Annotated in this window: 18 protein-coding genes; 8 read left to right on the forward strand and 10 right to left on the reverse strand. The window is 67.0% G+C overall.

The features are described from left to right. Positions 1–65: 65 nt before the first annotated feature. Positions 66–4,229, reverse strand: a complete 4,164-nt coding sequence (eccCa, locus tag QXH22_RS28265; protein ID WP_306277635.1) for a type VII secretion protein EccCa — start codon at positions 4,227–4,229, stop codon at positions 66–68. Beyond that, positions 4,226–5,755, reverse strand: a complete 1,530-nt coding sequence (gene eccB / locus QXH22_RS28270) for a type VII secretion protein EccB (protein ID WP_306240523.1) — start codon at positions 5,753–5,755, stop codon at positions 4,226–4,228. Before eccB ends, eccCa begins: the two co-directional genes overlap by 4 nt. A gap of 282 nt (positions 5,756–6,037) precedes the next feature. Between eccB and malQ the strand changes: the two genes are divergently transcribed. From malQ to QXH22_RS28285, 3 genes are all read left to right on the forward strand, one after another. Next, positions 6,038–8,233 (forward strand): 4-alpha-glucanotransferase, encoded by a 2,196-nt coding sequence (malQ, locus tag QXH22_RS28275; RefSeq protein WP_306277636.1) that lies wholly within the window; start codon positions 6,038–6,040, stop codon positions 8,231–8,233. Beyond that, the gene (locus QXH22_RS28280; protein ID WP_306277637.1) at positions 8,227–8,694 is read left to right on the forward strand and encodes a nuclear transport factor 2 family protein; all 468 of its coding nucleotides are present in this window, start codon (positions 8,227–8,229) and stop codon (positions 8,692–8,694) included. The genes malQ and QXH22_RS28280 overlap by 7 nt, the downstream gene beginning before the upstream one ends. Before the next feature lie 100 nt (positions 8,695–8,794). Then, the gene (locus QXH22_RS28285; RefSeq protein WP_306277639.1) at positions 8,795–9,070 is read left to right on the forward strand and encodes a LapA family protein; all 276 of its coding nucleotides are present in this window, start codon (positions 8,795–8,797) and stop codon (positions 9,068–9,070) included. Positions 9,071–9,072: 2 nt separating this feature from the next. On the opposite strand, the gene QXH22_RS28290 is transcribed toward QXH22_RS28285, so the two are convergent. Continuing rightward, the gene (locus QXH22_RS28290; RefSeq protein WP_306240527.1) at positions 9,073–9,501 is read right to left on the reverse strand and encodes an SRPBCC family protein; all 429 of its coding nucleotides are present in this window, start codon (positions 9,499–9,501) and stop codon (positions 9,073–9,075) included. A 369-nt stretch (positions 9,502–9,870) separates the two neighbouring features. On the opposite strand from QXH22_RS28290, the gene QXH22_RS28295 reads away from it, so the two are divergent. Continuing rightward, on the forward strand, positions 9,871–11,430 hold the full coding sequence (locus QXH22_RS28295; RefSeq protein ID WP_306277740.1) for a molybdopterin-dependent oxidoreductase: 1,560 nt from the start codon (positions 9,871–9,873) through the stop codon (positions 11,428–11,430). Positions 11,431–11,434: 4 nt separating this feature from the next. On the opposite strand, the gene QXH22_RS28300 is transcribed toward QXH22_RS28295, so the two are convergent. Further along, the gene (locus tag QXH22_RS28300) at positions 11,435–11,848 is read right to left on the reverse strand and encodes a hypothetical protein (RefSeq protein ID WP_306277640.1); all 414 of its coding nucleotides are present in this window, start codon (positions 11,846–11,848) and stop codon (positions 11,435–11,437) included. 132 nt (positions 11,849–11,980) lie between these two features. Further along, positions 11,981–12,541 carry a hypothetical protein gene (locus QXH22_RS28305; protein WP_306277641.1) on the reverse strand — a complete coding sequence of 187 codons (561 nt, stop codon included), beginning with the start codon at positions 12,539–12,541 and terminating at the stop codon, positions 11,981–11,983. 202 nt (positions 12,542–12,743) lie between these two features. Between QXH22_RS28305 and QXH22_RS28310 the strand changes: the two genes are divergently transcribed. Next, positions 12,744–14,621, forward strand: a complete 1,878-nt coding sequence (locus QXH22_RS28310; RefSeq protein WP_306277642.1) for a DUF4407 domain-containing protein — start codon at positions 12,744–12,746, stop codon at positions 14,619–14,621. Between the two features lie 102 nt (positions 14,622–14,723). Then, positions 14,724–15,173, forward strand: a complete 450-nt coding sequence (locus tag QXH22_RS28315) for a hypothetical protein (protein ID WP_306240532.1) — start codon at positions 14,724–14,726, stop codon at positions 15,171–15,173. A 12-nt stretch (positions 15,174–15,185) separates the two neighbouring features. On the opposite strand, the gene QXH22_RS28320 is transcribed toward QXH22_RS28315, so the two are convergent. Then, positions 15,186–16,400 carry a cytochrome P450 gene (locus QXH22_RS28320; protein WP_306240533.1) on the reverse strand — a complete coding sequence of 405 codons (1,215 nt, stop codon included), beginning with the start codon at positions 16,398–16,400 and terminating at the stop codon, positions 15,186–15,188. 189 nt (positions 16,401–16,589) lie between these two features. On the opposite strand from QXH22_RS28320, the gene QXH22_RS28325 reads away from it, so the two are divergent. Continuing rightward, positions 16,590–17,141, forward strand: coding sequence for a TetR/AcrR family transcriptional regulator (locus QXH22_RS28325; protein WP_306277643.1), 552 nt, complete (start codon positions 16,590–16,592; stop codon positions 17,139–17,141). 4 nt (positions 17,142–17,145) lie between these two features. On the opposite strand, the gene QXH22_RS28330 is transcribed toward QXH22_RS28325, so the two are convergent. Both QXH22_RS28330 and QXH22_RS28335 read right to left on the reverse strand, forming a co-directional pair. Then, the gene (locus QXH22_RS28330) at positions 17,146–17,967 is read right to left on the reverse strand and encodes a DAPG hydrolase family protein (protein WP_306277644.1); all 822 of its coding nucleotides are present in this window, start codon (positions 17,965–17,967) and stop codon (positions 17,146–17,148) included. Then, on the reverse strand, positions 17,967–19,307 hold the full coding sequence (locus QXH22_RS28335) for an FAD-binding oxidoreductase (RefSeq protein WP_306277645.1): 1,341 nt from the start codon (positions 19,305–19,307) through the stop codon (positions 17,967–17,969). Before QXH22_RS28335 ends, QXH22_RS28330 begins: the two co-directional genes overlap by 1 nt. Before the next feature lie 66 nt (positions 19,308–19,373). Between QXH22_RS28335 and QXH22_RS28340 the strand changes: the two genes are divergently transcribed. Further along, positions 19,374–20,120: an IclR family transcriptional regulator gene (locus QXH22_RS28340; protein ID WP_306240538.1), complete on the forward strand. Its 747-nt coding sequence runs from the start codon at positions 19,374–19,376 to the stop codon at positions 20,118–20,120. 79 nt (positions 20,121–20,199) lie between these two features. Here the strand turns inward: QXH22_RS28340 and QXH22_RS28345 are convergent, their stop codons facing one another. Both QXH22_RS28345 and QXH22_RS28350 read right to left on the reverse strand, forming a co-directional pair. Beyond that, the gene (locus QXH22_RS28345; protein ID WP_306240539.1) at positions 20,200–20,490 is read right to left on the reverse strand and encodes an ANTAR domain-containing protein; all 291 of its coding nucleotides are present in this window, start codon (positions 20,488–20,490) and stop codon (positions 20,200–20,202) included. A gap of 166 nt (positions 20,491–20,656) precedes the next feature. Then, the gene (locus QXH22_RS28350; protein WP_306277646.1) at positions 20,657–22,021 is read right to left on the reverse strand and encodes a wax ester/triacylglycerol synthase domain-containing protein; all 1,365 of its coding nucleotides are present in this window, start codon (positions 22,019–22,021) and stop codon (positions 20,657–20,659) included. Positions 22,022–22,130 lie beyond the last annotated feature (109 nt).

Consider the following 22,130-nt stretch of genomic DNA (forward strand, 5'->3'; position numbering starts at 1 on the left):
GAACCCGGCGTACCGGGCTCGCCACCGACGCGGCGGCGTTTCTAACTGCTATGGCGTGATGCGGACTACTTGTGCACCTCGGTGGCGGCAACCTGAACGAACACGCCGGTGTCCTCGGCCATCAGCAGGCCTCGACCACGGGGCAGCGGACCACCCTTCATCTTGCCGCGGATGAAGCCCTCGTCCGGGTCGGCGTCCATGACCAGCAGGGGTGCGTTGGCCTGGTGCAGGGCGCGCAGCATCGGGTCGCTGCCCGCCGACGACCAACCACCGAAGGAGCGGGTGACGATCACATGCAGCCCGACATCGGCGGCCCGGTTCACGAACGGAACCACCTTGTGCAGCGGCGAATCGAAGCCCGGCGGCAGCTGCTGGATGTCGTCGACAATCAGGAAGATCTCCGGTCCGCTCCACCACGATCGCGACAACAGCTCCTGGGCCGACAGGCCAGGCGGGGGCTCGCGTCCGGCCAGGGCCGCCGCCAGCTCGCCCATCATCGCGACCACGCCGTCGAGGTTGTAGGCGAACTTCTCGACGTAATCCGAGCCCAGCGTGGTGAGCAGCTGGCGGCGCGGGTCGATCAGCCATACCTGCGCCGACGGCCGTCCGGGCGGCGGCGTCGGTGCGCTGCTGGAACCCGGAGCGTACAGCCGCCCGATCTCGGACATGATCGTGGCCAGCGTTGTGGTTCGGCCACATTCGCGACGGCCGGTGACCATCAGGTGCGAGTTCTCGGCGAAGTTGAGGTAGACCGGCTGCAGGTCCAATTCGGAGATCGCCCAAGCGATTCCGCCGGCGCCGACACCCTGGCGGGTGTCGCGTGCCGCCAGCTCGCGGACCTGCTCCACACCGAACCGGGCCGGCAGACGCCGCACCGGCGGCGCCGCCGCGGTGGTGAGCCGGCTGACGGCCGCGACAACGCTGTCGCACTCGAAGACGTTGTTCGGCGTGCTGCCCAGCGCCGGGCGGGCGACCAGGGTGTGCAGACCGGCCTGCGGGTCGCTGTCCAACCGGACATAGTTGACGGCGACCATGCCGCGTCCCGGCTTGACCGGGACGTCCTTGGCGAACCGCGAACGCACCAGCTTGGCGTCTTCCACTGCGGCCAAGCGCAATTCGACGCGGGAACCGAATCCGCTCCGCACCGGCGGGCGCAGCTCCGATTCGCGGTCGGCGGTGACGATCACGTGCACACCGAACGAGGGACCCTGGTTGATGATCAGGTTGACCTGGTCGATCAAGACCTCGTTTTCCTCGGCCAGTGCCCGGTAGTTGTCGATCACCAGGAAGACGTCGCCGAACCCGTCGTTGGGCACCGGGCCGGCTTCCCCGCCGAACTTGCGGCGGCGGAACATCTCCATCGAGGCGATGCCGTATTCGAGGAAGCTGCGCTTGCGCTCGCGCACCAGCGCCAGCAGTTCGGCGACCGTACGGCGCACACCGTAGGGGTCCGTCGGTCCCGCGACCTCGCCCACGTGCGGCAGCTGCGCCACGGTGGTGAGCGCGGTGCTGCTGTAAGCCAGGCAGTAGAACTGCACCTGCTCGGGCGTGTGGGTCAGCGCCGCGGAGCAGATCAGCGTCTGCAGCGCGGTGGTCTTTCCGGACCCGCCGGCGCCGAGGATCAGCACGTTGGCACCCGGGCCGGACGTGTCCACCGTCCACGGCGGCTGGTCGTGCTTGAACGGACGGTCGATGATCCCGATCGGGAACACCAGGTTGCGGGCCGTTCCGTAGTCCTTATTCCAGGGGTGGCCGAGGAAGCGGTTGACCAGCTCGTCGATCGCGACCGGCTCGGTGAGCGGCGGCTGCCACAACCGGTACGGCTCGAAATTGATCTTGCGCAGCTGGTCGATGATCACGGTGCCGACCTTCGGCGTCCGGATCGCTTCCTCTTCCTCCTCCACCTCTCCGCCGGCGTCGACGACTTCGCCGTTCGCGTAGTTCGCGATCACGTCGACGCTGGGGCCTCCCACGCTCACTTCCATCGGCGTGAAGGAGTTGGTGAACAGTTGCGGTCGCACGTAGTCGATGGTGTTCACCAACACCGGCGCTTCCTCACCGTCGACGGAGGAAATGCGCAGGTAGTCCCGCCAGAGGAACTCGGCCTGGAATCGGATGATGTCCTCGAGGCTCTTGCGGAAGTAGCCCAGACCGGCCTGGGCCGGCAGGTTGACCGCATTGGGCACACCGGCGGCCTGCGCGGCGCCGGCCGTCCGCGCCTTGAGCACCAGGCGGTAACCCATGTTCTCCATGAGCTTTTCGGCGCGGCTCTCGATGGTCTGCGACGCCATCATCAGGTGGATCCAGTAGGCACGGCCCTGGCGGCCGATCGAGTCGAGCACGTCGACCGCGGTCGGCATGATCCGGAACCACTCGTAGAACTCGTCGATGACCACCACGAGCATGGGTAGCGGCGCCATGTCCTGGCCGCGGGCCCGCATCCTGCCGCGCACCGAGTTGTACTCCTTGGCGTCGTCGACGCCGGCGCTGTCACAGATCGCCTTGCGGCGCGCGATCTCGCCCCAGAGTGCGTCCAGGAAGCGCTCCATCAGCGCCTGGTCCTCTTCCAGGTCGGTGATGATGCGCGAGACGTGCGGCACGCCGGCGAACGGCTTGACGGCCGATCCACCCTTGAGGTCGGCGAGCACGAACTGCAGCTCCTCGGGCGGGTGGCCGAGCATCAGCGACTCGATCACGGTCCGCACCAGCGTCGACTTACCGGAACCGGTGGTACCCGACATGACGCCGTGCGGGCCGTCCCCGCCTTCGTCCAGCGACTTCATGTCCAGGAACAGCAGCTCGCCGTTGTCGGAGCGGTTGCCGAACGGCACGCGCAGGCGCGAGCGTCCCATCGTGTCGGTGCGGCTGCCCCACAGATCTTCGAAGTCGATCGCGGCCGGATCGCTGATTCCGTAGTAGGACAAGATGTCCCGCGCGCCGATATGGGCGACCCGCTGGCCGATCTCTTCATAGGCCTCGGCCAGCCGCCACTGCGCCAGCTTCTGAGAGAACTCCTCGGCCTCGGCGGTGGTCATCTGGTCGGTCAGGGCGAAGAACCACGCTTTGTCGTCGATCACCATCCAGGTGTCGCGGTCGCGGGGCAGCGCCTCGATCACGCCGATCTTGTCAAACGAAAGCTTCCGTTCGGGAACGTTCGTCCACATCTCGGAGCCGGTCAGGTCGAAGAACGTGACACCGTCGACGCCCTCGGCACTGATCACGTACTCCCACTGCGGGTCGTCGACGTCGGCGATGATCACGTGGTGCGGGGTGGGCGTCTGCGCCGACGAACTCGCGTGCCGGGGCGTGAACGACCCGCGGCCGGCGAACAGTTCGGCCTGCTCGGCGGCGAATTCGCGCACGGAGCTGTACACCATGCGGGCGCTGCCCGCGGCGTCGGTACGCCGTCCATCACCGAAGTGCGGCAACCACTTCACCCAGTCCCACTCGTCGAGGTCGGAGCTGACGACGATCATCCGGATGTGGTCCGGGCCGTGCGAGAAGGCGAGCTGACAGATGATCGCCCGCATCAGTCCGAGTACCTGCGGGCGGTCGCCGACCAGCGCATACCAGGGCTCCACCAGCACGGAGATCATCTTGGGCAGGTTGTAGACGACGCTCTGGTAGCGGCCGAACTCCTGCAGCGCCTTGCCGGTTACCGGCTCCAGCTCGATGTCGGTGGGCATGTTCTGCGGTTCACCCCAGGTCACCTCGGGGCGTGTCATGCCGACCCCGACGCGGACGACCCCGAAGTTGAGGTCTTTGCCGTCGGGCTTGCGCTCCCACATCCGCTGGGAACCCACCGCGGCCGCCAGAGTGTTCGGCGCCGGGTGGAACCACCGGTAGTTGGCGTCCATGCTGTCGGCCGACTCCTGCGCGGTCTCCCGCAACATGTCCAGCATCAGCATGAACTGGGCGCGCATGGCATCCAGCTTCGGGCGGCTCATCTGCTGCTGACCGCCGCCGACGCCGCGGAACATCATCAGCATCATGCCGCCGACCATGAAGATCGGGAAGATCGAGCCGACACCGCCGAATACGTGCGAACCGCTGGCGAACGTCATGGCGACCATGCCGCCCAGCAGTCCGATCACGACGACGCCGACCACGATCAGCCACCAGGGCTTGCCTTCGGGCGGCGGAATGCTCAGTGGCGTCGGCAGAACGATGTTCTCCGGCTTGATTACCGGCGGCCGCTCCGGCGTAGGCCGTGCAAATCCACGTTTCACTTCGGTACCACCAACTCTGCAGGGGTCATGTCCATCGGAAGGGTGTCGTGCTCCACCAGGGCGTCGGCACGCGACAAGGTCGGTCCTTGTGGCAGCAACCGCAAGGCCACCCACGGCGCCATGCTGGGCTGCAGCGTCAGACCGAGCGCGTCGCGGGCTTCCTTCGTGTCATCCACCCCGAACCGCGCACCGGCGTTGGTCAGCCACCACAGCGACTCGGTGGTCTGAGCCCCCGGGTTGTTGCCGGTCACGGCCACGAAATTCGCGTAGTTGGGACCGAAGTACACCTGGTCGGCCTCACGGCCGCTCAGGTCGGACTTCACCAGGCTGACCACGTTCTTCATCTCGCTGGACTTGATCGGGATGGTCGGTCCGGAGACCACCTGAACGCGGGCCCGGTTCTCACCGTTGGTCCGTTCCCACCACCAGCAGGTGGACGGGTTCTCCCGGATGTCCAGCACGTTGAGCGGGTCATTCGGATATGCCGACAGGTCCAGCCGGTTGACGACCGGCATCTTGGCCAGCGCGGACGGTTCGACGGTCACCGGCTTGGTGTTGCCGGGGCGTCCCGCGTTCTGCAGGATCTGGGCGACCAGCGGCGGCAACGTCTGGACGCCGTCCTCGAGCACCAGCGAATACTGCTGGGGGCCACTGATCTGCGGGGTGACCAGGATCGTGCCGACGGGGCCGGGGGCGCCCTGGAAGGTCGCCGGGGCGCCCGCTTTCGGCACCTCCGGAACCAGCAGCTCGGGTCCGACCGGCAGCGCGTCGTACAACGCGTGGCTCATCGGACGCGCCTGGCTGACCTGCTCCGGCGTCAGGCCCAGCGGGAGCAACACCGAGCGGTCGGTGGCGTCGATCTTCGACCGGCGGCCCTCGCGGATCACCCAGGTGTTCCCGCCATAACTCAGCACCACCGCGTCAGATCCGTTGAGGACCCGGCGGTGGCCACTCATGTCCGGGGTGCCGTCGATGACGGTCACCGTGACACCGGCCGGCGACGGCATGCCGGAGGGACCCGACGTGCCGCCCACCGTGTCGCACACCAGCCAGGACGACACGCTGGGACTCTTCGGCGCGAACTCGGTGGGGGCTCCCGGGATGCCGACCAGCGGGCCGTGCGGCATGTTTGCGATCTGGCTTCCCTTGACCAGGTGCGGGTTGTCAGGCCGGCCGGTGATCAGGCGCGCTGACGCGAGGTTGAGCGCCGGGTAGAGCCGGTCGCCCACCTTGACGTACAGCGCACCCGAATCGCGGTCAGCGATGATCGGTGACTCGTTGATCTGTCCGGCGGGGCTGAGGAAGGAGTACAGCAGTGCGCCCAGGCAGATCACCAGTGCCGCCGACACCGACGCCACGACCGCCAGGGTCTGGCGGCGGCCCGGCTCGATCTCCATGCGCACCCGCCAGCGGGTCAATGCCATCGCGGTACGGCGGGCCAGGAACTGATAGCCCGTTACCTGGGTGCGCGTCGACAACCCGAGGCCGTAGCCCGACCCCCGCTGTCCGCGGCTATGTTCAGCCACGCTTGATCACCTTTCGGTCATAACGCCCGGATATAAAACGCCCGCTGAGCGGTAAGCGCCAAATCACATCGACAACCGTAAGGCACCTGCGCAAACCTCGCCAGGCGGCAGAACCCGCCGCCCGGATTCGCGCGTCCATCCCCCATGGAGCCGTCGTGACTTCACTGGGCATGTTAGCTGTGAATCAGTGACTCGGCGCGCTAAGTCGCCCACTGTTCACATCGGGGTTCGCCGACCCAGCCGAGCTGCGGGTCCCGGAGCGCAACGTGACAATCTTCTTCCATGACCGAGCCGACGCGTCCTTTTCCGACCCAGCCAGCGCCGTCGCTCGTCGAACTCGCGCGCCGGTTCGGGATCGCCACCAGTTACCAGGACTGGAGCGGACAAGAGGTCTTCGTGCCGGAAACCACGCTGGTGTCCGTCCTGGGCGCCCTGGGCGTCCCGGCGGACACCGAAGACGAGCGCAATGTGGCTCTGACCACACAGTCGCGCTCCTACTGGGCCCGGTCGCTGCCGGCCACCATCGTCGGACGCGCCGGTGCCCCGCTGCGATTCTGGGTGCACGTCACGCACGGCGCTCCGGCCGACGTGTGGGTGCAGCTCGAAGACGGGACCGAGCTCAGCGGCCCGGAAAATGGCATCGTCCAGGTCGACAACTTCACTGCACCATTCGATCTGGACGGACGTCAGGTCGGCGAGGCCAGCTTCCTGTTGCCGGGCGATCTGCCGCTGGGCTATCACCGGGTGCACCTGCGGTCCGGCGACCACCGGTCCAGTACCGCCCTCATCATCACGCCGGACTGGCTGGGCCTGCCGGAAAAGCTCGCGGGACGCCGCGCCTGGGGCTTGGCCACCCAGCTCTACAGTGTGCGGTCGCAACAGTCCTGGGGTATCGGTGACGTCAGCGACCTGGGCGATCTTGCGCTGTGGTCCGCGTGGGCGCACGGCGCCGACTATCTGCTGGTCAATCCGCTGCATGCCGCGTGCCTGCCGGACCCCGGCGGGAGCGATGGCCGGATAGAACCGTCACCGTATCTGCCGACGTCACGCCGCTTCGTCAACCCGCTCTACCTGCGGGTGGAAGCCATCCCGGAGTACGCCGAACTGCCCAAACGTGGCCGGGTGCGGGAGCTGCGCGACCGGGTACAACGTCGCGCCGTGCGATCGGACAGCATCGACCGCGACAGCGCCTGGGCAGCCAAATGCGCGGCCCTCAAGCTCATCCACGCCGTGCCGCGGTCGGCCGGGCGGGAGATGGCCTACACCGCTTTCCGCGATCGGGAGGGCCGGGACCTGGACGACTTCGCCACCTGGTGCGCCCTGGCCGACAAGCACGGCACCGATTGGTACCGGTGGCCGAAATCGGTGCGACACCCCGACGCCCCCGGCGTCGCGGCATTCGCCGCCAAGAACGCCGGCGCCGTCGATTTCCACCGATGGCTGCAGTGGCAGCTTGACGAGCAGCTCGCCGCGGCGCAGTCGCAGGCCACCCGGGCCGGCATGGCGCTGGGCATCATGCACGATCTGGCCGTCGGCGTGCATCCCACCGGTGCCGACGCATGGGCCCTGCAGGACGCGCTCGCGCTGGGAGTGACGGCCGGCGCGCCGCCGGACGAGTTCAACCAGCTGGGGCAGGACTGGTCGCAGCCGCCGTGGCGGCCCGACCGGCTTGACGAACTGGAATACCGCCCGTTTCGCGCGCTGATCCAGGCGGTGCTGCGGCACGCGGGCGGAGTCCGGATCGACCACATCATCGGGCTCTTCCGGTTGTGGTGGATACCGGAGGGCCGGCCCCCGACCGAGGGCACCTACGTGCGCTACGACCACGAGGCGATGATCGGGATCGTCGCGCTGGAAGCCCACCGGGCCGGAGCTGTCGTCGTCGGGGAGGATCTGGGCACCGTCGAACCGTGGGTGCGGGACTACTTACTCTTGCGCGGCCTGTTGGGCACGTCGATCCTCTGGTTCGAGAAGGAAGAGGCAACCGGAACGCCGCTGCCCGCCGAACGTTGGCGGGAATACTGTCTGTCCTCGGTCACGACGCACGATCTGCCGCCCACCGCAGGTTACCTGGCCGGTGACCACGTCCGGCTGCGGGACTCGCTGGGGCTGCTGACCCGGCCGGCCGAGGTCGAGCAGGAGGCGGCCAGGACTGAACGGACGGCCTGGCTGGCCGAGCTGCGGCGGGTGGGCCTGATCGGCGACGGCGAGGAGAGCCCCGAACAGCTGATTCTGGCCCTCTACCGGTACCTGGGCCGGACACCGTCGCGGTTGCTGGGCGTGGCGCTGACCGATGCGGTCGGCGATCGGCGCACCCAGAATCAGCCGGGCACTACCGATGAGTACCCGAACTGGCGGGTCCCGCTGTCGGGCCCGGACGGCAAGGCGGTACTGCTGGAAGCGCTGTTCACCGATGCCCGCGCCGCACAGCTGCTCGAGGCAGTGCGCGACGTCACCGCCCCGGCACACCCATGCTGAACGATCGCGCCGCTCTCAGCGATCTCGTCCACCGTTATGCCGCCCTGGTCGACGATCGTCAATTCGATTCGGTAGCAACGTTATTCACCGAAACTGCGGAGCTGGTGGTGGCTGACCCGCCGTCTGAGCTGACACCGGTCCGGACCCACCGGGGCCGCGACGCCATCGCCGCGGCGGTTGCTGCGGTGGGCCGGCTCCTCCGCACCGAGCACGCGATCGTCGGCGAAGTGTACGACGCGGGACCGGCACCCGACCTTGCCCGCGGGCGCATCACCGGTATCGCCCACCACTGGAGTCATCGTTCCGGCGAAAGCGGGACCGAACTCGTCGACGTGGTCTGGCATCTGCGTTACGACGACGAGTACCGGTTGACCGTTTCGGGCTGGCGAATCAGCCGCCGGGCGCTGACCGTCAATGCCCTCGAAACGCGGCCGGTGCGCCGGGTGCGGCCCGGTGAATAGCCGAACTCGTTTGCCCGTAAAGCATTTCGGGTAGGCCCTAAAAAGACTCGAATCGGCCGCTCGGGACGGCCGGCTGCGCCGACTGCTGAGGGGGATACCGATGGCCGAGATCGCACACCTGCCTCGCGGCGCGCGCGACCTGGGGGAATTCGAAGATGCGGCAGAGCGCACCCCGGTCCTCGTCGTGATCGCCGGGGCCGTCCTGGCGTTCGTCGTTTCGGTCGCCGCATTCGCGCTGGGACAGGCGGGCGTGGGCGTTGCTGTGGCCAGTGGCGGGTTGCTGATCTTCGGCGCCGGGCTGTGCTGGCTCAGCATGGAACGCCGACGGGTGCGGGACGCCGAACGCGAAGTGCTGCTGCACCATCCGCGCAGCTGAGCTCAGCGCAACTCGGCGAGGTTGTGCACGGACTTCTTCACATCGGAGCGCAGTAGCCGGGCCACCAGACGTCCCACCGGTCCTCCGAGCACGCCGCCGGACAGGTCGGCGGTGAGCGAGAAGTCCGACCCGGGTTCCTTCGGCGTGACCTCCATTGCGACCGTGATGCGCACGCCGCCGCGACCGCTGCCTTGCAGCTCAATCGATTTCGGTTCGTCGTAGTGCGTCACTTCCCAGTAGATGACGTTGCGGAAGCCCTTCACCTTGATCAGCGACGCGACGCAGGTGCCTTTCTCGATGGTGGACGGAACCTCGCCGCGCCACCCCCCGAAGATGGTCATCCACTCGTCGAAACGCGCGAGATCTGACGCCAGCTTCCACGCGGCTTCCGGAGTCACCTCCGAGGTGGTCGAAACCTCTACTTTCGCCAACGGAATCCGCTCCTCTGCGCGTCGGGGTCAGTGCCGATACATACCCGGGTCCGGTGGGCGGGTAAACAACGCCGTCGTCCGCGAACACATGAGTTTGGCATTGTTTCTAATTTATACAGTGGCCATGGTGTAAATTTGCTCAGCGTGAGTGGATCCATTGACGCGGGGTCAGCCCCCCGTACCGGAGCGTCGGACAGACAGCTGGGCGTGGACTACGCGAGCGAGGTGCACACCGCCGAGGACGTCGTCGACGTCGAGTCCTACGGCGGTGGCTTCGATCTCACCCGGCGCGCCACCGCTCCGCGCCTGCGAGTCGGCCGGGACAGATGGTTCAACCTGCTCTGGCTGATCCCGATCGGCTTCGTCGTAATGCTTGCCGGCGTCGCGATCGGCAAAGGGCTGCACCACATGCCGGCGGTGCAGTCGTTCATCGAGCGCTATCCGGGCACCGAGGAGCATTCCGGTGCCATAGCCGGGCGTCCGGCCTGGATCGGGTGGACCCACTTCTTCAATCTCTTCATGATGACGTTCATCATCCGTTCCGGGATCCAGATCCTGTGCGATCACCCGCGGCTCTACTTCAGCCGCAACGCCACGCCCGGCAAGGACGAATGGTTGCGGGTGGGGCCGCCGGTGCCCGATGACCCCCTGTGGACCGCCAACTCCGATACCGTGGCTCTCCCACCGCAATTCGGGCTGCCGGGCTTCCGCCACTCCATCGGTCTGGCCCGGTGGTGGCACCTCGGCATCGACGTGTTGTGGTTGGTCAACGGTGCGGTCTTCTACGCGCTGTTGTTCCTCACCGGGCAGTGGCGGCATCTGGTGCCGACCAGCTGGGACGTGTTCCCCAACGCAGCATCGGTGGCCATTCAGTACGCGTCCCTGCAGTGGCCCACCGACAACGGCTGGGTGGCCTACAACGGTCTGCAGTTGCTCGCGTACTTCACCACCGTGTTCATCGCCGCCCCTGCGGCCGTCATCACCGGACTCGGTATGTCACCGGCACTGTCGCAACGCGTCCACTGGCTCAGCAAGCGATTGAGCATCCAGCACGCGCGCTCGCTGCACTTCCTGGTGCTCGTGTATTTCCTGTTCTTCATCCTGACCCACGTCACGATGGTTTTCGCCACCGAAGCCCTGCGCAACCTCAACCACATGTTCGCCGCCCGAGATGACAACGGCTGGGTCGGGTTCGCGGTCTTCTGTGCGGCGATGGTGATCGTGGCAATCGCGTGGGTTGCCGCCACCCCGTTCACAATTCGCCATCCGCGCGTGGTCCAGCGGGTCGGCTATGCGCTCGTCGGACCGTTTCAGCGCGCGCTGGAACGCCTCAATCCCAAGCCCGGTGCATTCACCGAAAAGGACATCTCGCCCTATCACTGGCGTAACGGCCGCCTCCCGGAGACCGTGGAGTACAAGGAGCTGGCGGAAAACGACTTCGCGGATTGGCGGCTGCGGGTGTACGGCCTGGTGGAGAACCCGACGGCATTCTCACTCGACGACCTGCGGGCACTGCCCTACCACGACCAGATCACGCAGCACTTCTGCATTCAGGCGTGGTCGGGGGTGGCCAAGTGGGGCGGCGTCACGATGCAAACCATCATGGACATCGTCAAACCGCTGCCGGAGGCAAAATGGGTCGTCTTCTACTCGATGGGCCTGGGCGCGACGGGAGGCATCTACTACAACGCGCATCCCATCGAGCAGATGACACACCACATGAGCATGCTTGCCTACGACATGAACGGCGAGCCGCTCCCCTATCTGCACGGCAGACCGCTACGCCTGCGCAACGAATTGCAACACGGCTTCAAGCAGGTCAAGTGGATCAAGGGCATCGAGTTCGTCGCGCACTACTCCGAAATCGGCAGTGGCTATGGAGGTTACAGCGAAGACCATAAGTTCTTCGGCCGGCACCAGACGCTGTGATCTATCAGGTCGGACAGACCTGATCGACCCACGACTTCACGGTCTGGTTGTTTTTCGGGTAGTCCGGATCGTCGAAGTGGGTACCGCCGGTGGTGACGAAGTGCTCGATCGCCGACTTCACCGAGGACGGCGGGTTGTAGCGCTCGAGGGTGTCGGCGGCCTTGCGCGCGGCGTCCCTGTCGGTCGCGGTCAGCAGATCAAGGTTGGCCCCGGTGATCTCCACGCACTGGCTGGAGTCCAGGGTGGTGACCGGTGCCGACTCGGTGGAGGTGGCCTCGCTCGACGAGGCGGCGGCCGACGTCGATGTGGCCGAGCTGCTGGCGCCCGAGGAGTGAACCACCGTCGTCTTGCCGGACGAGCAACCCGTCATCACCGTGGTGGTCACCACGACGGCCGCAAACCACCACCGCTTTCGCATCAAGGTCCCTCCTGGATGAGTAGGCCGACCGCTCCCGGCGCGGTAGCACCGCCGTAGATTAGCGCACCGAATGTGGCCTGGCTCACGTTCGAGCTGCGGAAATCCAGGAAGATCCAGGTTTGCCGGGGCCGGCTACCCGCCCCAGGCGGCCGCTACCTGCGTGGCGACGTCGATGATCTGAGCAGCCTGGGACTGCGGCGAATCGATCTCCTCGCGCACGTACTGCGCGATGAAACGCCGGATCTCACCGTCGACCCCGGCGAGGATGCGCAGCACTTCGCCCCGGATCGATTTGGACGAGACCTTGACGGTGATGTCCGACGGTCGCGGCTTGGAGACGTCCACGATGAGTAACAGCGGCTCGGCCGCCCGCGCGGTGGCACGTAAGGCGATGTCGCCGGTCACCTTGAACCGCTGCTTGTCCAGTCGCAGGTCCAGCAGCAGGTCGATGGACAGTGGGATGTGGATGACAAAGGTGATGAGGTCACCGAGTTTGCGGGTGACCCGCGGCTCCTGAATCTTGACGTTCGCGCTGACCTTCGCGATTCCGCCCGGTCCCTGGGCGATGGGTTCCATGGCAAACTCGCTGCCGGCGATATCACTCAACGCGGCGGCGACCCGGTCCGGCGTTACGGCAACCTCGAAAAACTTGCGGCCGAACTCTTCGTAGCTGAGGAAGTCCTTGTTTTCCATAAGATTTATACGGTCTCATGCCGCCCGGCCGATGGGCCGCTGATCCGCTCGAGTCGCCGAAAATTCGGCGACCCGCGGCGCCCGAAAGTGTGATCCGCGCCACTGTGCAGCCGGTTGTGAAGAACGCCACAAGCGGGCGCTTCGATTCGGTATGTCGGGTGGGGGCCTGCCACCCTTGACGTATTGGAGGTGTTTGAATCTCATGCGCGCGCACGAAATTTCTGAGCAGCGCTCGGTCGTCACGCGGATCGAGGCGCTGCTGACCTGGCTTGGCGGCGGGCATGCACGCGAGCTCGCAGAACGCCACGAGCGGTCCACACACGCCGTCGCGGGAGCCGTGGTGGTGCTCGGCGCCGTGCTGGCATGGCTGGTCGCCGCCCTTGCCGTCAGGCCGGCGGTCGGCTCCGCGCCGGTATGGGCCGTGGTGGCCGCGACCCTCGTCTTCGGTCTGTTGGTCGGAGCGGTCACTCGCGGCATCGCCGGTATCCCTGCGCGCGGGTGGCGGGGAACGGCCGGTCGCGCCATTGTGGCGCTGGCCGTCGGAGTTTTGGTCGGCGAACTCGCCGCACTCGTGCTCTTCTCCGGCGCTGTCGACCGTCGCCTGGACGAGCGGGCGCTGCGCACCGCGGACTCGGCTCCGGCGGTGGCACAGGCTGCGGCATCCCTGCAACAGGCGCGTACGGCACGCAGCGCGCTGGACGGAACAGTGGACCAGGCCCGCGGACACCTGGACAACGCCCTGGTGATCGCGCGCTGTGAGTACAACCCGACGCCCGCCTGCCCGCAAACCCGGATCACCGGCGTTCCGGGCCGCGGGCCCGAGACCCGGACGGCGAACGAGCTGCTCGGTGACGCCCAGCGGGAACTCGACGGCGCGCTGGCCGCTCGCGACCGCCAGGCACCCTCCCTGGACGCCACCGTCGCACGCGATGAACAGGCACTGACCGAGGCGCGGCAGGCCGCGGTCGCCGATGCCGGACGGGGTCTGGGCGCGCGGTGGGTCGCGATGAACGACCTGACTCTCGCCGGCGCCGGGGCGCTCGTGCTGCGCCTTCTTGCCATCGCATTCTTCGTGCTGCTGTATCTGCTGCCGCTGATCCTGCGCACGTGGCGCGGCGAGACCACCCACGATCGCCACGCCAGCGCGCGTGCGGAGCGCGAACGCGCCGAGCTGGAAGCCGACACCGCGATCGCCGTCAAGCGGGCCGAAGTGCGCCGCGCGGCCGAGATCATGTGGGCCGAGCACCAAATCACCCAGACGCGCCTCGCCATCGAGGCTCAGGCCGAGATCGATCGCGAACACCACCGCCGCCGGGTCGTCGAGGCGCTCGACGCCCCGGTGCACGCGTCGTCGGAACGTACCTTCGAGCCAGTGGAGGAAGACATGTATCTGCCGATCGCCGCCGAGGCCGAGGCCGCCGCAACGCGGGCGGTGGCCCAGTTGCCCGCCGCGGACCGCGATGTGCAACCACCGGTCACCGAGAACCTGCCGGCACCGGCCGAACCCGTCATGGCGGCCGTCGAGCACTACGAGCCGTCAGCTCCCGCCGAGGTGGACGACCAGCACCGTGCCCCGCTGATTCCCTCGATTCCGGATGCCACCAAGGCCGCAGCCCGGTGGATCCGTCCGCTGGTGCCACCGTTCGTGGCGCGGGTCATCGACAACACCACCCAGCCGTTGCGCACCGCCCGTCAGGTCTTCGAGGAGGTCGAGGAGATTGCCTTCTCACTGAAGCGAACCCGCAAAGTGACCATGAATACCGAGACCTCCGACGGCGCCGGCCAGCAGCAGCCCCAGCAGCCGCCGCAACCCCCGCTGCAGGCACCGGCGCCCGCAGTCCCCGGGCCAGGCGTCCACCGGATCGATTCGACGCGTGGTCAGGCGGCGCAGCGGCACTATGCCGGTGACTACGGCCAGCTGGGCGGGCATGCCGAGCAAGCGCTGAGCGGGGCGCCCGGCAGAGACCTGGCCGACTTGGCGGTCGGGGCCTCGGATGGTCGCCGTCAGCTGGTCGAGCGGGAGGGACCACGCGAGTTGGACGGGCCCACCGGCCCCCGCCAATTGCCCCCTGCCAAATAGGGTGGCATAGCGGCAAACCGGCCGAGTTGGTCGCGGCGTAGTATCTTTCGGGGTCGGCGGCGACGGGTAATTGCATACGGATTGGGAACAGGACGTGCTCGCATGAGGGTCAGTCTCTTTCTGGCGGACGCGGCTCAAGCCGATGTTCAATCGGGCAAGGTCCACACCCTCGGGTTGGGCTGGCGCCAATGTCAAACGCCCACGCCCCCATTCGCATTGGTGATGTTTCTGGACATCGACTGGGACGAGACGAACAAGCAGCACAAGCTCACCTGCCAGTTGCTGGACACCGACGGTCAACCGGTGGTGGTGCAGGGCCCGCAGGGCCCGCAGCGGATCTTGTTCGAGGCGGCCGCCGAGGCGGGCCGCCTACCGGGTGCCATTCACGGCACCTCGGTCCGGATGCCGCTCACGCTCAACATCCCGGCCGGAATCCCACTGGAACCGGGCATATACGAGTGGCGGGTCGAGGTGGACGGCTTCGAACAGGCCACTGCCGTCGAGGCGTTCATCGTCTCCCCCGGCGGCATTGCGCCGACACCGGCAAACTAACTGCGCCACAAGCTATTTGATCATCAGCTCCAGGTGTTCCAGCCGGCGTACCAGCAGGCTCGGCAGCCAGGGACCGACGTCGGCCGCCTCGATGACGGTGGTGCGGTCCAGCAGTAGCCGCAGTGCGATCTGAGCTTCCAGACGTGCGAGTGCGGCACCGACGCAGAAGTGCGCGCCCCTGCCGAAGCTGAGGTGTCCCTTCGCCGTGGAGCGGTCGAGCCGGAACTGCGCGGGGTCGTCGAACTGGCTGGGATCGCGATTGGCCGCGCCCCACATCAACATCAGATGCGAGTCGGCCGGCAGCTCGACACCGGCCAGGCTGGTGTCGGTGCGCACATGCCGGTAGTGACCACGGAACGGCGGTTCGTAGCGCAGTGTCTCCTCGATGAAAGGGGTGAGCAGAGCCGGGTTTTCACGCAACCGGCGCTGAACGTCGGGACGAGTGGCCAGGATCCAGGCGGCACTGCCCAGCAGCGAAGCGGTGGACTCCCCGCCCGCGGCGAACAGGGTCACCATCATCACCTGCGCGGCGATGGTGTCGATCTCCCCCGCGGTGCAGGCCGCCGACAGCTCGCCCAGCAGGTTCTCCCGGGGGTCGGCCACTGCACGGCGGAAGCACTCGGTGATGAAGCCGTTGAGTTCCAGCAATGCGACGCCGGCCGCGGCGAGCTGATCCTGACTGACCAGTCCTTCGAGCAACTGAGTGGCGGCGTAACCCCATTGCACCAGCTGCGCGATGTCAGCATCGGGAACACCGATCAGCTCCGCCACCACCATCATGGGCAGGCGGTTGGCCACCGATCCCATCCACTCGATACGCCCATCGTGCAGTCCCTCGCGCCAGAGCCGGTCCGCGGCGGTCGCCGTGAACTGCTCGATGGCCCGGATCCGCTTGGCGGCCAGGTGCCGGACCAGCAGTTTGCGATGCACCGCGTGCACCGGGTCGTCAGCGGTCGCCAGCACCTGAGTGGGCCCGCCAAGGGCGTCCATGGTGAATGCCCGCACGTTGCCGTCGGGCGTATACGTCATGGTCGCGGTCAGGTTCGAGGAGAAGTCCCCGGTCCGGCTGATGGCCTCGTTGACGGCAGCCCATTCGCACACCACATAGAAGTCCGAGTCGGCCACCCGATGCACCGGGCCCGCGCTGCGCAGGCGCTCGTAGAGCGGATAAGGATCCTGGATCGAGGCGGCGTCGAAGAGCTCGACAGCATCATGGACAGCGATCATGTACCCAGCCTGCGGAGTCGATACCCGCTGGTCAAGGGCACATTGTGAAGTCGAGACCGGTTGCCGGCGGACCGTCGCTCGAGCTGTCTCAGCCAAGCGGCACGACCTGCGGCTACTGTGAGAGCAATGTCCACGATCGTCTCAAAGTTGAGAAAAATAGTCGTGCGCTTCTCGCGGGTCGGGTGAGCGATGCCGGCTGACGACTGGGTGATCGGCGCCGACCGGCGCGCGATGGCCGCGGAGCGCATCTATGCCGCCGCCACCGACCTGATCGCCCGCCACGGGCTCGACGCACTGGACATCGACATGCTGGCGGCGAACGTGCACTGCTCCCGGGCGACCGTATATCGATATGCCGGCGGCAAGGCCGAGATTCGCGACGCCGTGCTGCGCCGGGCGGCAGCCGGCATCATCGACTCGGTGCGTTCGGCAGTAGCCGGACTGAGCGGACAAGAACGAGTCGTTACCGCCATCACCCTGGCGCTCAAGCGAATTCGATCGGATCCGATGAGCCGGCTGATGCTGAGCTCGGGCGCCGACGCGATGGGCGGACTCACCGCGTCGCCGTTGCTCGCCGACCTTGCTTCCGAGCTCGCCGGCCTGGCCGACACCGACCCCCAGGCCGCGCAGTGGGTGGTGCGGGTGGTGCTGTCGCTGGTGTCGTGGCCCGCGGAGAATGCGGCCGCCGAACACGAGCTGGTGCAGCGGTTCGTCGCACCGGCGTTCGGCGACAAGCCCTGATCAGTTACTCGTCACCGAAGCTCTCGTAGAGCTGGGGCAGAAATCCGGCCAGGTGGTTCATCTCCTGGGCGCAGTGCACCAGCAGGTTGCGCCCGCTGGTTTCGGCGTTGCCCAGGATTCGGGAAGCGATGGGACGCACCGCTTTCGATGCGACCCCCGGAGCGTTGCGCACGGCGATGTGCGGGCCACCCATCCAGAAGCGGGAGCGCATCTCGGATCCGGCCTGAGTCGAGCGGATGTGGTGGATGAACCAGCCGACATCCACCGGCGCATCGCCGGAGCCCAACCGGGCGCAGATCGCCACGGCGTCGTCGGTGTCGGGAGGCAGGCCCATCGCCGCGGGCTCAACGAATTGTATTGCCCCGCTGAGCATCGCCGAGCCGATGTACTCGTTGATCATCGACCAGCGGCCGATGTAGCGTTGCGCGCCCCGGCGACCGGCGTCCGCGTCGTCCTGGTTGCCGTCCTTCCAGGCTGCCGACAGATGCGCCCGCGGGTGCCACAACTTGTAGCGGCGGCTGTCGCATCCGTGCCAGCCGAACCACCATGACCACATCCCCGGTGTGACACCGGGCATGTCGGTGCGCACCGAGACCTGATAGCTGCCGTCTTCGAGTACGCCGTAACCGTTCTCCGTCTGCTGGTAGCCGTCCTGCGCGACGGCGGCGGCCTGGTCGAAGGCCGCCAGCGCCATGCCGCCCTGCGGCCCGTGCTGCAGCGCCTCGACGACATGCTGTGGCAGCGGCGCCATCTCGGGTTTGAAGAACTTGCCGAACGGGGTGTCGGCGTCGTCGCCCCGGTAGCCGAGGTAGAGATCGCCGGCCATCAGAGTCGTCCCATCCAGCTGTTGAACAGACCGTCGGGATCGTAGGTCGCACGCGCCTTGTCGAGCCGCGCCATGGCATCGTCGGTGGCGAAGCGGGCGGGCCGCTGACCCAGGTTCTCGTCGGCCAGCTGGATGCCGGTTGCCAGGTGAGACATCGCCTCCATGTTCGAGCGCGCCCAGTCGCCGTACTTCGCGTCGTCGGCCGGGTCCTTCCAGGAGCCGTACAGCGCGAGGTAGATCTCGTCCTCGACGCTGTAGGCCATGTCCTGACGCGCCGGCGACGGCCCCCAGTTCAGCCACAGGAAGTGTGACGGCGACGGCGGCAGTGTGTTGACGATGTTGCGGATCCCCGGCAACAGATCCTCCGCCGACGCCGAGGTCCACATGTTGTCGGCCGTATAGCGGTGGTCCTCGAGGTAATGCGTCATCACGACGTCGTACCAGGTGGGCAGATCCGTTGGCATGTAGGGGTTTTTGACCAGTGCGCGGTCGACGACCGGACACGTCTCGAACACCGCCAGGGCCTGCTTGGCCTCTTCCTCGGAATCGGCGAACGCCGGTGATGCCATGACGATCGCCGGGATGTCGAGGCCCATCTCGGGAACGCTCGCCGTCGCGATGATTTGCATCTCGACCCGGCGGTCCACATCGGCGCTGACGTTGCGGGCCCAGGTGTACACCTCGTCGGCGAGGTCGAGGGGGTAGACGTACACGCTGGTGCCACAGACCGCCGGGCGCGGATAGACCTTCAGATAGAAGGAGGTGACGACACCGAAGAAGCCCGGACCGGCGCCGCGCGCGGCCCAGTAGAGTTCGGGATGATTCTCTGCGTCGCAATGGATTTGCTCGCCGTCGGCGGTGATGACGTCGAGTGCGGTGACGCTCTCGCAGGCCGGCCCGTAGATCCGGCTGTTCCAGCCGTACCCGCCCTGCAGGAGGTAACCACCCAGGCAGACCCCCTTGCAGTGGCCGCCGGGGAAGAACAGATTCTGTGCCTGCAGGTCGGCCATCAGCAGGCTGCCGCCCTTGCCGGGACCGGCGACGGCGGTCATGTTGTCGGGGTCGATGGAGGCGTGGTCGAGACGGCTGACGTCGAGCAGGAGGGCGCCGTCGCGAAGATGACTGGCCGCGAAACTGTGCCCGCCCGACTTGATGCTGACCTTGTGTCCGTGCGACCTGGCGTACGCGAGAGCGGCTTTGATGTCGTCTGCGTCGGTGGCCTGCACGATCACCTCGGGATAACGGTCGGGCACTTTCTGGTGCCAGACGCTGTCCCGCCGGGCCGGTTCGTAGCCGTCATCACCACGGAAGTAGTGTCGCCCGGCAGGTAGCGCGCTCATCTGGAACTCCTTTGATCCCTATTTCGGTCCTTCACAGTCCGCTATGCGGCACACTATAGTGGAAGTGTGGGGCAAACGGAACGGACTTCGACGACGAATCGTGACGAGGGAATTCAGGTGCTGCGCCGTGCGGCGGCCGCCTTGGACGAGATCGCCGCCGAGCCCGGACATCTGCGTCTGGTCGATCTCGGTGAACGCCTGGGATTGGCCAAATCGACGGTGCGCCGGCTCCTGGTCGGCCTGGTCGAAGTCGGCCTGGTCAGCGTCGACTCGAATGGTCGTTTCTCCCTTGGCGATCGGTTGCTCGGCTTCGGCAGCGCCACCGGCGCGCACATCGCGGCGATATTCCGGCCGACCATCGAGCGGGTCGCCTCGGCCACCGACGGGGAAACCGTCGACCTCTCGGTGCTGCGGGGGCAGCGAATGTGGTTTGTCGACCAGATCGAGTCGTCACACCGCTTGCGTGCGGTATCGGCGGTCGGGGTCCGTTTCCCGCTGGCCGGCACCGCCAACGGCAAAGCGGCACTGGCGGCACTCGACGACGCCGACGCCGAGGCCGCGCTGGCCCGGATGCCCCCGGAGGTGGCCGCCGCACTGCGCCCGGAGATCGCTGAGATCCGTTCCACCGGAATCGCTTTCGATCGAGATGAGCACACGGCCGGAATATCGGCGGCCGCTATCGCGCGACGCTCGGTGGGAGACAACGTGATCGCGATCTCGGTGCCCACTCCCACCGAGCGGTTCGCGGAGAAGCAGGACCAGATCGTGGCCGCACTGCGCGTCGCCGCCGAGTCGACGGCCTGGACCCGCTGACTTCAGGCCGCGATACTTCCCTTTACCGCGGCCGTTCGGTGTCCGGCACTGTTATTCAGTGGGCCGTTCAGCAGTCCATTCAGCAGGAGGATACGGCGGACGCGACGAAGAGGTCGCCCCATTCATGCCGTGCGGCCGACTGCGCTTCGATAAAGCTCGGCGTCTCCTCCCCCTCGCCGGCCAGGTGCACCAGCGCCCAGGCCATCTCGTAGACCGGGACCCGGTGACGTTGTGCGGCGCCGTGCAGCTCATCGAAGGCCGTGCCGGAACGGCACCGGCGCAGACCGATGAGGATGCCGCGTGCGGTGTCGAGCAGCCGACCTGAGTTCGAGTCAGAGGGAATCTGGGTAGGAGCCCAGCTTGCCGTCATACCTTTCTTACCTCCTGCCGTCCATCACCGGCGAAATCCTTGCAGGTGAGGACATCTCGCCGGAGGTGCGCCAGCAACGGCGCACCGTGCCATGATTTGCGGGTCTGCGCGATTGCGCCAGGGTGCGGCCCGTTTCGATACCGAGCTGTAAGTGCCCCGATACCGATCAGTCAGCCAGCGCCAGCACCTCGTCGAAGCCTGCGACCAGCGCTTCGTGGAATACGTCCTCGTCGGGGATGGCCGCGGTGTCGACGTTGATGCCCAGGGCGCAGGTATCCACATAGGTCAGCAGCGTGACATTGACCGACGAGCCGATCGTCGGGCCGAAAGCGTATTGCCCGCGCACCGCGGCACCGCCGAGGAACACCGGTACGGGAATGCCCGGCACGTCACTGGTCAGGAAATCGACATGGCGCAGCACCGAACCGATATACCAGCGCGGCATCAAGTTGAGGACGCCGGCGATCAATTGGGTATGCGGGAGCGACTTTTCGTTGCGCACCGCGCCGACGCGCCGGTGTATCTCTTCGATCCTTTTCGCGGGATCGGGCTCGCCGACCGGCACGTCGAACCGCATCAGGGTGATCTTGTTGCCACCCATGTCATCGCCTTTGGTCCGCAGACTGATCGGCATCGTCAGGTGCAGGTCTCCCACTGGGACCCCGTGCTTTTCGTGGTAACGACGCAACCCGCCCGCCACGCCCGCGACGAACGCGTCGTTGAGTGCGCCGCCGCAGCGGTGTGCCGCCTCCCGCAGCTTCGGGCGTGACACTTCGTGCACGCTGAGACGACGGATCAAGCTGCGCTCGGTGGTCAGCGGGGACCCGGTCCGGTTCAGCGGCCGCACCGTCCGGTAGACGGATGCGGCGTTGGCCGCGGCCGAGCGTACCGTCGCGATGGGCCTGCGAACTCCGTCATACATCAGGCGAGGTGCCCGCCTGGCGGTGCCCAGCACCGCGCTGCTCAGCAGAGAAGTGTTGTACCGCAACGTGTCCCGGTAGCCATCCAGCCAGGTGGAGGCGGGCACCCGCGGTTGCTCCGGCAGCGGCTCGTGCGGGTAGAGCTCCGCGGAGAGGTCGAACAGATTCATCGCGATCTGCACGCCCCCCACCCCGTCGGTCAGGGCGTGGTGGAACTTGCAGATCACGGCCGCGCCGCCGTCCTGCAGGCCCTCGACCAGAGTCGTCTCCCACAGTGCCCGGGCCCGGTCGAAGTCCTGCATCTCGGCCAGGCGTGCCATCTCGAGCACATCGTCGAGGGTTCCGGATCCGGAAACCGCCGTGCGCCGCATGTGATAGTCGAGGTCGAAGTCCGGGTCGGGCTCCCACCGGGGCGGGGCCGGTGGCGGGGACTCCACCACGCGCTGCCGGAACATGGGCAACTTGCGACTGATGATGTCGAAACGGTCGCGTACTTCGTCCCAGTCCGGGGTGCGGTCCAGTAACACCACGCTGACCACCGTCGACCGCAGCCGCGGGTCGCTTTCCATCGCCCAGGTGAAGGCGTCGCTGTTGCGCAAGAATTCAGTCATGTTCGCTCCCGGTCGTAAACCTACGACCAGCAACGTCCCGCGTCAGCACCAGATTGGCAGCCAATGACTTTGGTCCCCACAGGTGGGGCCGTTCGTCAATCCTCGCGCC

This window comes from Mycobacterium sp. TY814 (assembly GCF_030755175.1).
Lineage (GTDB): Bacteria > Actinomycetota > Actinomycetes > Mycobacteriales > Mycobacteriaceae > Mycobacterium.

Bases quoted from the DNA above. Each gene is read 5' to 3' on its own strand.
- QXH22_RS28285 (WP_306277639.1), top strand. From the start codon at position 8,795: ATGGCCGAGATCGCACACCTGCCTCGCGGCGCGCGCGACCTGGGGGAA.
- QXH22_RS28350 (WP_306277646.1), bottom strand. From the start codon at position 22,021: ATGACTGAATTCTTGCGCAACAGCGACGCCTTCACCTGGGCGATGGAA.
- QXH22_RS28330 (WP_306277644.1), bottom strand. From the start codon at position 17,967: ATGGCCGGCGATCTCTACCTCGGCTACCGGGGCGACGACGCCGACACC.
- QXH22_RS28300 (WP_306277640.1), bottom strand. From the start codon at position 11,848: ATGCGAAAGCGGTGGTGGTTTGCGGCCGTCGTGGTGACCACCACGGTG.
- QXH22_RS28335 (WP_306277645.1), bottom strand. From the start codon at position 19,307: ATGAGCGCGCTACCTGCCGGGCGACACTACTTCCGTGGTGATGACGGC.
- malQ (WP_306277636.1), top strand. From the start codon at position 6,038: ATGACCGAGCCGACGCGTCCTTTTCCGACCCAGCCAGCGCCGTCGCTC.
- QXH22_RS28320 (WP_306240533.1), bottom strand. From the start codon at position 16,400: ATGATCGCTGTCCATGATGCTGTCGAGCTCTTCGACGCCGCCTCGATC.
- QXH22_RS28345 (WP_306240539.1), bottom strand. From the start codon at position 20,490: ATGACGGCAAGCTGGGCTCCTACCCAGATTCCCTCTGACTCGAACTCA.
- QXH22_RS28315 (WP_306240532.1), top strand. From the start codon at position 14,724: ATGAGGGTCAGTCTCTTTCTGGCGGACGCGGCTCAAGCCGATGTTCAA.
- QXH22_RS28280 (WP_306277637.1), top strand. From the start codon at position 8,227: ATGCTGAACGATCGCGCCGCTCTCAGCGATCTCGTCCACCGTTATGCC.
- QXH22_RS28310 (WP_306277642.1), top strand. From the start codon at position 12,744: ATGCGCGCGCACGAAATTTCTGAGCAGCGCTCGGTCGTCACGCGGATC.
- QXH22_RS28325 (WP_306277643.1), top strand. From the start codon at position 16,590: ATGCCGGCTGACGACTGGGTGATCGGCGCCGACCGGCGCGCGATGGCC.
- QXH22_RS28295 (WP_306277740.1), top strand. From the start codon at position 9,871: ATGCTTGCCGGCGTCGCGATCGGCAAAGGGCTGCACCACATGCCGGCG.
- QXH22_RS28305 (WP_306277641.1), bottom strand. From the start codon at position 12,541: ATGGAAAACAAGGACTTCCTCAGCTACGAAGAGTTCGGCCGCAAGTTT.